6 protein-coding genes are annotated in these 13,168 nt (G+C 45.1%); all 6 read left to right on the forward strand.

The features are described 5' to 3' along the window. Window positions 1-74 precede the first annotated feature (74 nt). The 6 genes from ACG1BZ_RS09475 to ACG1BZ_RS09500 all read left to right on the forward strand — a co-directional run bounded on the left by ACG1BZ_RS09475 (window position 75) and on the right by ACG1BZ_RS09500 (window position 13,143). Complete coding sequence (locus ACG1BZ_RS09475; protein WP_413665397.1) at window positions 75-2,081, forward strand: alkyl/aryl-sulfatase; 2,007 nt, start codon at window positions 75-77, stop codon at window positions 2,079-2,081. 401 nt (window positions 2,082-2,482) lie between these two features. Further along, entirely contained in the window at window positions 2,483-4,420 is a 1,938-nt protein-coding gene (locus tag ACG1BZ_RS09480; RefSeq protein ID WP_413665398.1) for a hypothetical protein, read from the forward strand. 372 nt (window positions 4,421-4,792) lie between these two features. After that, a complete protein-coding gene (locus ACG1BZ_RS09485; protein ID WP_413665399.1) occupies window positions 4,793-9,733 on the forward strand; it encodes an RHS repeat-associated core domain-containing protein in 4,941 nt (1,646 codons plus the stop codon). Next, complete coding sequence (locus ACG1BZ_RS09490) at window positions 9,730-10,098, forward strand: hypothetical protein (protein ID WP_413665400.1); 369 nt, start codon at window positions 9,730-9,732, stop codon at window positions 10,096-10,098. The genes ACG1BZ_RS09485 and ACG1BZ_RS09490 overlap by 4 nt, the downstream gene beginning before the upstream one ends. A gap of 12 nt (window positions 10,099-10,110) precedes the next feature. Beyond that, window positions 10,111-10,968: an ADP-ribosylglycohydrolase family protein gene (locus tag ACG1BZ_RS09495; protein WP_413665401.1), complete on the forward strand. Its 858-nt coding sequence runs from the start codon at window positions 10,111-10,113 to the stop codon at window positions 10,966-10,968. Between the two features lie 1,200 nt (window positions 10,969-12,168). Continuing rightward, on the forward strand, window positions 12,169-13,143 hold the full coding sequence (locus tag ACG1BZ_RS09500; RefSeq protein WP_413665402.1) for a DJ-1/PfpI family protein: 975 nt from the start codon (window positions 12,169-12,171) through the stop codon (window positions 13,141-13,143). Window positions 13,144-13,168 lie beyond the last annotated feature (25 nt).

Raw genomic sequence — 13,168 nt, forward strand, 5'->3', positions numbered from 1 at the left:
TTAATAGTTTCCTACCTATCCTCTACAAGGGACTCTGCCGCATCACTTTGCGAATCATGGAAAGGAAACAACTGATGAACGTTAACAAGCTGCCGCTGTTTTCGCTATTTCTAGTATTCCTTGCCTGTTCGCTAACGACCGTAAGTGTCATGGCGCAAGAACCCAATCCCGCCAGTGTCGTCACAATGAAATCAAACCAGGCTGTACTGAAAGAGCTCCCCTTTGCAAATCGGAAGGACTTTGAGGACGTAAAGCGAGGGTTTATCGCTCCTCTACCAAATAATGGTGTTATTAAAAACAGCAAAGGCGATACGGTATGGAACTTGGAGCAATTTCAATTTGCTCGCGATAAAGAGGCTCCTGACAGTGCCAACCCCAGTCTGTGGCGGCAACTGCAATTAATTTCGGAGGGCGGTCTCTTTGAGGTGATACCGCGAATCTACCAGGTTCGCAGTGCGGACCTCTCGAATATAACTTTCATTGAGGGCGATACCGGGGTCATTGTTATGGACCCGCTGATTTCTGCCGAGACGGCTGAAGCAGCGTTAAACCTCTATCGGCAGCATCGCGGAAACAAGCCAGTCGTTGCTGTGATCTACACCCACAGTCACGTTGACCACTATGGGGGTGTTCGCGGTGTTATCGATGAAGAAGATGTAAAATCAGGCAAGGTTAAGGTAATAGCCCCGCAAGATTTCCTGATTGAAGCTGTTAGTGAAAATGTCTTTGCAGGAAATCATATGGCGCGTCGTGCCAGTTTTATGTACGGGAACCTGATCCCTAAAGATCCCAAAGGTACCTTAGGGGCTGGCCTCGGTCTTGAAACCTCCACTGGCACCATCACACTGATAGAACCGACAGACTCCATTGTTGAGACCGGGCAAACTTTGGAACTGGATGGACTTATCTTTGAATTTCTCTTGGCGCCGGGCTCTGAAGCGCCGGCAGAAATGCACTTCTATATTCCTCAACTCAAAGCCGTAACCGCTGCTGAGAATGCAACCCACACCTTACATAACCTTTACACCTTGCGGGGAGCAAAGGTCCGAAATGCTCGTGACTGGTCTCGCTACCTCAATGAAACCGTGCAGCGCTGGGGTGGAAAAGCCGAAGTTCTGTTTGCACCCCATCACTGGCCAACCTGGGGACCAGAGAATGTGGTGAATCATCTGAAAAAGCAGCGAGACCTATACAAGTACCTCAACGATCAAACCCTACGATTAGCCAATCACGGGTACAACATGGTTCAAACGGCTGAGCTGATGGAGTTGCCTCCAGAGCTCTCACAATATTGGGCCAATCGCGGCTATTACGGCAGTGTAAATCACGATACCCGTGCGGTATGGAATTATTATTTAGGGTTTTTTGATGGCAATCCCGCTCGCCTGTATCCAATGCCACCGACGGCCGCGGGAATAAAGTACGTCGAGTATATGGGCGGGGCCGCCAATATTATCAAGCAAGCAAAGAAAGACTATGAGGCTGGAGAGTACCGCTGGGTTGCGGAGGTGTTAGATAGATTGGTTTCCGCAGAGCCTAATAATCGTGCAGCAAGAGACCTATTGGCAGATGCATTAGAGCAATTGGGCTATCAGCAGGAAAATGGTACCTGGCGCAACTTTTTTTTAAGCGGTGCCAGGGAATTGCGGGATGGCATCCAGCGATACCCGGTTCCTCTGACTGCGAGCCCGGACACTATTCGCAGCATGCCGGCTGGTTTGATTTTTGATTACCTGGGAATTCGGCTCAACGGCCCCAAGGCAACTGGCAAGAATCTCTCCATCAATATCAGCATGCCGGACGTAAACGAAAGGTATGCGCTTGTGCTTGAGAATGCGGTACTGAACTACGGGCCTCCTGTTAAGAATCCCGGCAGTAGCGTGCAGATAAACCGCTCAGATCTCAATGACATCATCTTGGGGAGTGCATCTATCCAGGAGAAGATGGAGGATGGGAAAATCAAAATTGAGGGCGATGCGGGAGAGTTGAAGACATTACTTTCTTTAATGGACCGGTTTGATTTCTGGTGGAACCTGGTTACGCCTGAACCGATGGATAAGATGTCGACATCAGACTTCTAGAGTCAGGGCTATTTAGCTTAAATGCGAAGGTGAAGTGACTCCCAGTATTGGTGGTATATTTAACTGTATTTTTATGTCTGTTTAGTTGCTTCTAGTGCATATTTCAACTTCTTTGATTTATAGCTCTGCGAGTGAGTGCTCAACATCTGGTTTCTAATGAAACTTGATGTGTTTTTAGCTATTAACTCCTAAGTCCATATATATCTAATAGAAAAAATATACAGTGCTGTTTCTCTCATTTTTAAGCTTCCTCATTGTGTTCATATTTTTTTAAGTTACGCACAGAATTAAATTTCGTTTCCGCTAAAATTCCGCCCACTTTTGCATTTCATGACTGTCTGGAACTTATATTTTGGACAGTACCTAACACCAAAATAAAAAACACGGCACTTAAGGCGATTATGGAAAAGTTATTCGGGCAGAAATTATTGGTACTTGCACTAACTGCGGCACTTGCAGCTTGTGGTGGAGGGGGAGGTTCGTCAGATTCTGACACCGATACACCACCTGTGAGCGACGGTGGGGACGATAGTAGCGGGGGTAATCAAGGTGGAGGAAGTGGTTCAGGTGGAAGTGGGGATGACTCCTCATTGCCTGATAATGACCCATCGACTGTAACCGTTGGAGATGTGTCAACAGCTGAACTCGGGTTTGCAACAATTACCGCTACAGATATCACTTTGCCTAACGCAATGGTAAATGCTCAGGAAGTTTACCAGCTGGCCCACTATATTGGCCGTACGGACAGTGAGCAGGATGAGGAAAATATTGATATTCCTATCCGTAGCTATACGGCCTCCTGTGCTACGGATACTGACCAGCCAAAAATGTATGTATCCACAACTTTGTCAGAGGGGAATAGTGCCTCTGATACAACCTATGGGTCCGTTTACGAGCTTCAATATAACCCTGATAGCATGAGCTTCGAGCAGACGGGTAACGCCACCATTCTGAATCAATGCTATGAGTCACATGGTATTACGGCCAGTTCGGATTGCTCCAGGGTAGCTGTTTTATGCAATACCGAATATAAGGCCAGTGAGCGATATGATATCGAGAAAGATCTGGTAGAAGAGTACGGTACAACCTGGATGAAGATTGAAGATAATCTTGACAGTGTTGCAGGTACCGATAATGAGGAGAAGTATAATGACCAGATCTGGCTAATGGAGTGGGATAACAAGCCTATAACAGAAACTCCAGATGCCTATGTTGTCAATAAAATGCATGGTGGCACTCATTTGGGGGCTCAGGAGCTATTGTACGTAGAGGATGATAGCCAAGGGCGCACAAGTTATGCATTTTCCGTGACTGCTCGTGTTCTTGTTAGCGGTTCGCATTATTCGGCAGGGCTGACGGTAATCAATCGGGATGACTGGTCAATGTCCTTCTCTGGAGATGATCACCGGGGTTGGTACTGGGCGTGTGGCCATGGCCACGTTCTGAATATTCGAGCCTTTTATAATCCGGGGAATGAGATGTACGGTGCTCTGTGTACCAGTGATGGAAATAAATATTATCCGTCACCGGGCCTGAATGCGATCGCCATTAAAATGGAGGACAGTGGATCCTCTGTTTATGAAGGCACCTATAATCATTTAGTGCCCTCGACAAGTGCAATGATATCCAACGGTGGTGGCCATACGGTTGTCCCGGTTGATGCCGATACAAATCTCTCAGTTATTGTCTCTCCAAAGTACATTGAAGATTCGAACATGGATATGTTCTTACAGGATGAGCTGGGCATTGATACAAGTGGTGATGGCACCTTCGATGAGGAATGTGCTGATAACGGCATTCGCAATTGCTTCTTCTCATATATCGACAGTGGTGAATATCCCGTAATTTCCAGGCAGGGTCTCTATTCTGGAGATGCCTTGGATACTACTTCCCTGACACGTGTAGGTATTGCAAAAGTTGATGGGGAAGGCAGTATTGAAGGTAATGGCATTGAATGGCTGGCAACGGATTCCGATTGTCAAATTAGTGATCCCCAGTTGGTTGATCTGAAAAATGGCCGCTACTTATTTGGTTACGCACAGTTCCAGTGTATCTCCGATAACCTCCCGTACAATCGCAGTTACAATAAGAGTGGTGATGCCATGCGTATGCTGGTGCCAAAAGCCTACTATGTAATGGAGATTGATGCTGACTTAAATGTACTTGAGGGGCCGGTAAAGCTGACTGACTACGGTTGGGGTGGTTTGGATGAGCCTATGTACTTGGGTAATGGTAAAGTTGCCTGGAGCTATATTAAGAATCCTACCCTGGATAATTATATAGGCGGCCAACAAAATATTTGGCAGGCAATAGTTTATCATTCTGACAGCGTAAATTAATTGCGCTGATTTGGGGTAAGCTTAGGCTTGCCCCAAATTAAATTATATCTGTGCACCAGTATTAATTTACCCCCCCCCCCCCTCTCTTTAAGTTGTTTTTGTAACTCAGATATACGTGCCATTACATTAGGGTGCATCATTTTTTATTGTGCTCCTGTGTAATCCATTTCCTAATTTTCCCTCAGTATAATCGCGCGGCTTTCCCGTTCCGAAAATCACTTTTCGTTAACAGTGGTGACAGAAGTTCCGACTCCCTGAGTTGCGAAGACTGAAGTTGGAAAGGGCAGATTACTTTTAGTGGACTTTATTTTGCTTTGAGCTGGCAGCGAAGGAATGTTGCATGGCTGGTTCGTAATCAATAAAGAGTGAGCTATGCAGCTATTTGTTGAGAATACATATGGAATTGTTTACCTGGCTCGAAGAGGGATCGGTTTTAGCTCCGGATCTTCACTGCCAACTAGTGCTGAGCAAACCCTGGAAATGTTCAGTATTTCCGCTCTTCAAGAAATTTACGATTACTTCCTTGGTATGGGAGGGAGTTGTTCAGATCCTCTTCAACCAGGCAAGCAGCCTGATAGATGGGGTGATTTATCAGCCTCATTCCATTTAGATGCTCCTTCAAGCTACTCCTGGGTTGAGAGAGCTATTTATAAGGAGTTAGTTCAAAACCGCTTGGTAATCGAAGAGGCTCCATTTGCTGATGCGGTGCTAGCCGACAAGCAGTCCCAATTGATTCCTAAAATCGATACAGGCCTTCAGTATATTGTTGACCTAGGGCGAGTTAATTCAAGGTTATCGAACAATGAATCTACTGATCAGAGTGACTTTACCGGAGGGCTAGCAATATGGCGTAAAGATTTATCTGAAGTAGAGACTTTAGTGAGTTCTATTCGCCCTTTGATGGCGCAGGGGCGCACCGCTAAGAACTATCTGCTGTATGAAAAGAGCATTGAAAAGCAAGATGAAAAATCTATACCGACTTCTAGCAGATCCCTAGTAGATGCGCTTGGTTTCGATGCCAATAAAGTTACCCAGCAGCACTTAGAGTTAGCCTTTGAAGTAGCTGAAACTTTATACCAGGATACGAGAATACGTGAAACAAGTTTACGTTTCTTCCGCGATTACTTAAAAGCTCTATACCCATCGGAGGTTGCCCTACCAGAAAGTGGCCTTTTTGAGATTATCTTAACATTCGCCATGGTGGCATCCGTGAGCGATTCCAACGCTATCGAGATTTCCAAAGATAATGCGGGCTTACTGAGGTCTCTTCAGGGCGTTAGTAACCTAATGCTGGAATTTGCCAAAATTAAAAAGCGTCGCAATGTATTTTTTCATAAGCGCGCAGGAAATGCTGTGGGTAATAAGGCGAGCTTCTCTGATCTGAGTTCTTCTGAAGTTGTAGTACCACCTCCTTCCGGCGGGCAAACATCAAGTACAGGAGCGTCGCAAAGCGGTAAAGGAACCGCCAATGATAATTCTGAAGCGGGTTCTGAAAGCAGCCAGGGTTCGCAGAGCTCTCAGAATACAATCTCTGACCAGCCTGATAAAGCTGGGACCATAACCGGCACAACCCACACTGGGAAGAAAGTTCTTAATAATAGTTGTGCTATTGAAGGTGGTGATCCCATTAATTTAAAAACCGGGGAAGAGCGTTTGACCTTAGTCGATGCGCTATTAGACGGACCGCTCCCCCTTGTTTTTGAGCGTACTTATCGTAGTAGTAATCCCACAGATTTCGGTTTGGGTCATGGTTGGACTCACACCCTGGGAGAGAGGCTAATACCGGCACCTGATAAAAGTGTTCAGTTTATGGACGCAGAGGGTCGGGTAATTAATTTTCCCTTTCCGGGGGATAGCGATCGCAGCCACAATGTTGTTGAGCAGTTAACACTTACTCGTGTCGACGACGATCATTGGATTATTACCCCTTACGGGACCCCCAATGGGGTGCAAAAACACTTTAAGGCAACCGGTGTAACAGGAGGACTTAAGCTTGCAGAAATACGTGATGGCTATGGCAATTTCTACCTGTTTCACTATATCGATAAGCGTTTAATATGCATTGAGAGCAGCCTTGGTGAAGCCTTGCATATCAGCCCTCCGCAGGGGCAGCCGAACAGTCTGCGTATCGGTGAGGTTAAGAAGGAAACTCGCGATGGCCACATTAAAGTACTTGCAAGCTACGAGTACAGCGATGTTGGAGATTTGGTTAAAGCCACCGACGCCGATGGTTACAGTGAGCAGTACCAGTACCATCACCATGTAATTAAGCAACGTATCCTAAAAACTGGCTACCGTTTCCATTTTGAGTGGGATGTCGAAGGCCCTTCTGCCCGCTGTGTGAGACAGTGGGGTGACCCAATCGATGGTCAGGCGACTTACAATTACCAGTTTGACTGGGACGATGATGGTAAGGGCGTTACTGTTACTGATACCCGTGGTGGCAAAGAGCGCTACCGCTTTAACGACCGGGCCCTGCCGATCTATCATCGCGATCCCGAAGGTGCAGAGACTCTCTACAGCTACAACAACCTGGGGCAGGTTACTCGGGTACAACTGCCCAGCGACGATGGCAGCCTTCGCGAGGAAATTTACCAGTACGATGACCGGGGCCGCCTGATACAAAAGAGCGATGCCGCCGGCAATAACCATCGTATCGAATACAATGCTGAAGGCCTGCCCGCAAAAGTTACCGACCCCGCTGGTAATAACTGGCAAAGGGAGTACAACGAAAATGGCCAGATCGTGGCCAGTAAAGATCCCCTCGGTAACAAGACCCAATACGGCTATAACCCTGCTGGTTTGATCGGCAGTGTTACCGATCCTCTCGGCAATACCATGTGTTATCTGTGGAACCCCGAAGGCAAGCTCGCCGCAGTAAAAGACCCTATGGGCCGTGCCCAGCACTACCGGTACGACAGTGCTCGCCGACTGGAAGAAGTGCAACACGCCCCCGGCCAGCTGACCCGCTATGAATACGACGCTCAGGATCGTATCCATGCGGTGACCACTCCAGACGGTGCCCGCACACAGTACAGCTACACCCCCCATGGATTACTTACCGAAGTTACTGACTCTGAAGGCCGCAGCACTTGCTATGCCTACGATGGCCTCAGCCAGGTAAAGACCCGCACCAACCCGGATGGCAGCTGCCTGGAATATCACTATGACGGCGAGCGTAACCTAATCGGGCTCACCAATGAAAACGGCGAGCGCTACCAGCTAAAATACGATTTCAACGAACGCCTGATTGAAGAAGTAGGCTTCGACGGCCGCGTTACCCGCTATGCCTACAACCGTGCCGGCCACTTGGTAAGCTCCAGGGCCGTGACCGATACGGACAGCGGTAAAGGTATCGATACTATCTTCGAGCGCGATCCCTTTGGCCGCTTGTTGGAAGAGGTCACCCCGGACGGCAATACCAATTTCCGCTACAACCGCAGTGGGCAATTGATAGAGGCGGAAAATGCCCACCGCAAATTGCGTTGGGAATACGATGCCAATGGCCGAGTTACCGGCGACTGGCAGGGCAACGAAAAGCTTAGCCATCGATACGATGCAGCAGGTAATCGTATTGCCACGACCTTGCCCGATGGAGAAGTACTTAAGTTTACTTTTAACCCTGCCGGACAATTCCAAAGCCTGCACCGTCGCCCTTTAGGTAGTGATACTGATGAGTTAATCACCCGTGTCAGCCATGATGAACAGGGTAGGGAAAGCCTGCGTCAACACGGCAATGGGCTGGAAAGCCAGAGAGACTACGATCCCCAAGGCCGCCTGCAAAAACTCAGACTGGGCAAAACAAGTAATGTAAATCAGAAATCAGTATCCGATCCCACTTCAAGCACAAACCCAGTCCTTGAGCGTAGCTACCAGTACAACAAAGCCGGCCAGATAGCCAAAATTGAAGACAGCCTGCGCGGTAATCGTAGCTACCACTACGATGCCCTGGACCGCCTTACCCAGGTAGAGGGGCCCAACCCAGAATATTTTGTACACGACCCTGCGCACAATATCCTTGCCGCTGCCAACTCAAAAGACGAAGCCAAACAGCAAGCCAGCGCTACCCAGGTAAAAGGCAATCGTCTCGCTTTTCGCGGTGATACTCACTATCGCTATGATATTCATGGTAATCGGATTGCGGAGCTGCGTGGTAAAGGACAAAAACTGCAGACGCGCTATCACTACAACAATCGCCAGCAGCTGGTGCGTGTAGAGAAGCTAAAGGTGGAAGAGGGTGTAGAGCAACTTCAACAAGATATTCACTACCAGTACGACCCGCTGGGTCGCCGTATTAGTAAAGCTGCAAACAGCAAGCAAACTAATTTTCTATGGGATGGTGATGTTCTTCTGCGGGAAAATAGAGCTAACACCCAAATCAAGCAGGGTATATATACCCGCATCTACTACTTTGAACCGGACACTTTTACACCTGTAGCTATAAAAGAAAGTAGGCTAGAAAAGGAACAGATCTATCACTATCATCTGGATCATCTAGGCACCCCGGACACCCTCACTAACTTGGAAGGTGAAGTAGTATGGAGTGTCGCATACAAGAGCTATGGAAAAATTTCCTTAGGTTATGAGAATCAGGTAGAGCAACCTATTCGTTTTCAGGGGCAGTACTTCGATGAGGAGACTGGGCTACACTATAATCGATTTAGATATTACGACCCAGGTGTAGGGATATTTACTCAGCAGGACCCTATTGGATTGTTAGGGGGATCGAATAATTATCGATATGTTCCTAATCCGGTTGGCTGGATAGATCCGTTAGGGTTAGCTGCGAGCCCTGGAGATTGTCCAAAGAAGAAAATTGTTACTGTTTATCGGTCTCAACCTAAACATGAAAGTAACATTATAACTGGCGGTGCTTTTTCTCGACATAGGGCGAAAGGAGGCGCCCTATTGGATGCATATAATATACGTATAAAGCTTTTAGAGAAACTTAAGAGTCTAGAGGGTGAAAAGTTGATTAGAGCAATGCAGAATGCCCAAGCTAGTGGAGAGCGTAGCCCATTTATATCTACCTCAAGTGATAGAGAATTTGTAATTAATCGAGCCAAGGAAATGATAAAAAATCCGGCATTACCTAATGAGTATGAATTGATAATAATTGAGGGCCCTGAAGACGAATTGTTTGATTTTGAGAAAGAGTTTGAAAATTTAGGTGGGCGAATAAGTAAGTCACGTCAGGAAAAAGATCCACAACAAAAGGAAATGGGGATTAGCGACTTGTTTATCCCTAGGGGAAAGGGTAAGAAAAGCAAGTCGGGTTTTAGAGTTGTGAAAGTGGAGGATATAGATATATGAACAATTCAGAGAAAGTATTCCTGTTTTCTAGTGGTGGGGTGTGCTTGGGTGAGTTACGTCCTGAGTCGATGGATTTTCCTTGGGTTTATGGATTGTTCTTGCCGGCAAACAGTTTTCCTGAGTTTTCTAAACTTTTTGAAAGAGAGTGTCAATTGAGTGAAAGAATTTCTAACTTGGAGGAGGCACTAGAGATTTCTAGTAGTGTCGAGCAAATAGAGATCGAAATCGATATGTTGGAGAGGGAAAGGGATGAAGTTGAAGAAAAAATTGATCAGTTAAATTTATATATTGCAGATAAGCAAGGGAGAGAGAAGTCTAAAGTTACTACGTTGCATATTAATGGGGCAGCTTTTGAGTATAAGTAGGGGAGATTTAATATGTTACTTGAAATGGCGATTGGAGATGCGTATGGGGCAGGCTTTGAATATGTTTCAAGGGGTTTTGCATTAAGCAGAAATAATATTTCTGAATATACTCAGCATCCAAGGCATGTAGGGGTTAAGGCTGGATGTTATACAGATGATACACAGATGTCTATTTCTGTGGCTGAGTTGATGTTGTCCAGTTTGGGAGAGTGGAATGAATATTTAGTGGTTGAAAAATTTTTAGAAGCTTTCAAGAGAGATCCTAGAGAGGGATATGCAAAAGGTTTTTATAAGTTTTTGTCTATGGTGAATAGTGTTGATGGTTTTTTAAGTGGTATTAGGCCAAATAGTGAGAAAAGTGGGGCAGCAATGCGCGCTGGTGTAATTGGGTTGTATCCTAATGTTGATGAGGTGATAGAGAAAAGTAGGTTGCAGGCAAGGATTACGCACAATACAAAATTAGGGGTGCAGGCATCCGTGGTCTCTTCACTTATGGCGCACTTTTTTAAGTATAATTTGGGTAAGAAAAAATGCCTCCTAGAGTATATTGAAGATATATATTTTTGCGATTGGCTTAGGTCTGCAGGCAAGCGTGTTGGATCTCTAGGTATCGAATCTATTTCCGCTTCCATATTTGCATTAGAAAAGAATGACAGTTTGTCATCTTTATTACGGTTTTGTATTGATTTGGGTGGCGATACTGATACGGTGGCAGCTATTTCTATGGGGGCTGCTAGCCTTTGCCATGAAATGGATAAAGATATCCCTATTTGTCTCTATAAAAATTTAGAAAATAACGCATTTGGGAAGGATTACTTAATTGATCTAGATGAAAGATTAAATAAAAAATTCCCTAGTCAGTTTCGATGATTTTTAAAGTCAATTTGTTGGGGTGTGGCTATTTCTGTGGTTTGAGTTTGTTCAGGAGATTATATTTATTGGCTATTTGGGAGTGAGGATTTTAAAGAGCTATACTGCCTGACGGAGGAGGGTAAATATTTGTTATATATTAAATTTTTTTTGAATATGTTTTTTTTGATGTGTGATATTTTCTGAGGTCCTCTTTTAGGGCACCTATAGGTTGGGGAGATATCCTTGGGGTCAACCATGGTAGTTACCTCTCTTTGCTTGGAAGTTAAAAGAAAATTAAGTATAGATGATACTGTTGAGATGGAAATGACGTGCGAATATAGATGGTATTGGTGTTTGCGCGGCAGAAAAGTGTTGGATCAATAGAGAGTGCCAGAAAAATAGCGCCAGCCGCATACCCTATGTATCTGACGGTAACTTGGCGATGAGTAAGCTTGTTATATCGATTTTAAAGTCCTGATTAAGCTTTTATAGTTACGATAGATTTATTTCTTGGTTGGATCCTAAGCTGTTAAAAGGCGAGAGAAGTATTTTCAGAGATATACCTTATTTTTTGCGGCTTTGTGTCAGCCACTCTAGCTCACCAAGCTCAAATATTAGCCCAGATGAAAGGGCGGATTTTTCGGCTTGTTCTACGGTCCCACCTGTTAGTCGCAATTTCTTTGGGTTGATGGTTTTAGGTAGCTACGTGAAAACGTTGTTAGATCTAGGTGTGGCCTAGCTCTTCTTGTGATTTATTTAATGATGTCTGGATGGAGTTGGGGATGATATGTGCTGTACGAAAGGAGAGAATTTTTTATTTGGTTAATAAACTTGGGGCTTGATTTCACTTTTTCAGAATCGGTTAGCGCATGTATGCTTTCGTTGTTGACTCTCAGGAGTATAGATTTATTTATGGTTTCTTTGGTTCATCGTTGACTTTGGGTGTTGTAGCTTTGCTGAAAAAATATCTATTGCAATAGAAAGTATACAAAAATAGCTAATATCTAATTTGAATATCATCATTAACATAGTTTTGGTACATCTAGCCATCAACGTCTGAATTTGTCGACTTTATGTCATTTGTGACCTGATCAACTAATTTACACTTTTTGCTGTATCCCCTAGAAATACCTTATTTATATGTTTGAGCTTTGCGTGAGGTATCCGATAAGCGCTTAAGCATGTTTCTGTACTCACCAAAATAAAAAGGAAATAGCCATGCGTTCTTTAATCTGGGTTGGCCTATGTTCGCTACTGTTTAGCAATATGGTCTGGGCCCACTCTACTTCTAAAGATGCCTTCCATATAGGGATATTATTGTACGACGGTGCACAAACTATTGATTATGCCGGGCCCTATGAAGTTTTTGGGCAAGCCAATTATCGTTTGACAACGGTTTCGGAAGATGGTGGAACCATTACTTCAGCCATGGGCCTTAAAGTGGCTCCAGATACCAGCTTTGATCAGGATAATCAATTTGATGCAGTAATTATCCCGGGGGGCAGCATTAATGAAGCAATGGAGAGCCCGGAAGTATTACAGTGGATTAAAGAGCAGTCCAAACAGGCTCAGTATGTTCTATCGGTATGTAACGGTGCTTTTATTTTGGCGAGTACTGGACTCCTGGATGGTAAGAAAGCAACCACCATTCGCGGAGCATTTGATTCTTTCGAGAAGAACTTCTCAGATGTTGAATTGGTAAAGAATAAAAAGTTTGTTGATAACGGCAAGTTTATTACTACAGCTGGCCTTTCATCTGGTATAGACGGCGCTTTATATCTGGTAAGCAAGGTTGATACGATTGAAAAAGCCAAAAGTGTCGCAGCGAAGATTGAGTACCTGTGGGTGCCAGAGGGGGGCTATATCCGGGGGATGATGGCGGATAAAGTCATGCCAAATCTTGGTGACTTGCCTGAGTCAATTCAGTTTGTTTCTAAGGAGTATAGCTATGGTAGCCTGGAAGAATGGTACACCGCGTTTCAGATTTCTGGTGATGTGGAAGCTGTAAAAGCCTGGATAAGTGAGCAAATGAAAGAAAATCCCGAGTGGAGGAAGGGGCCGGGTAAGTCTATTGGCAATAAATGGGTGTATCAGTTTTCTGATGATCGTACTGTATTACAAGTTGACTTCGTTGCTCCCTCTGATATCAATCCTTGGGTGCTTAAGTTCAGCATAATAGATCAAGCATCATAATTTGGTAGTTTTCGTTAAAGGTGTG

Source organism: Microbulbifer sp. CNSA002 (genome assembly GCF_047324085.1).
Taxonomy (GTDB): domain Bacteria; phylum Pseudomonadota; class Gammaproteobacteria; order Pseudomonadales; family Cellvibrionaceae; genus Microbulbifer.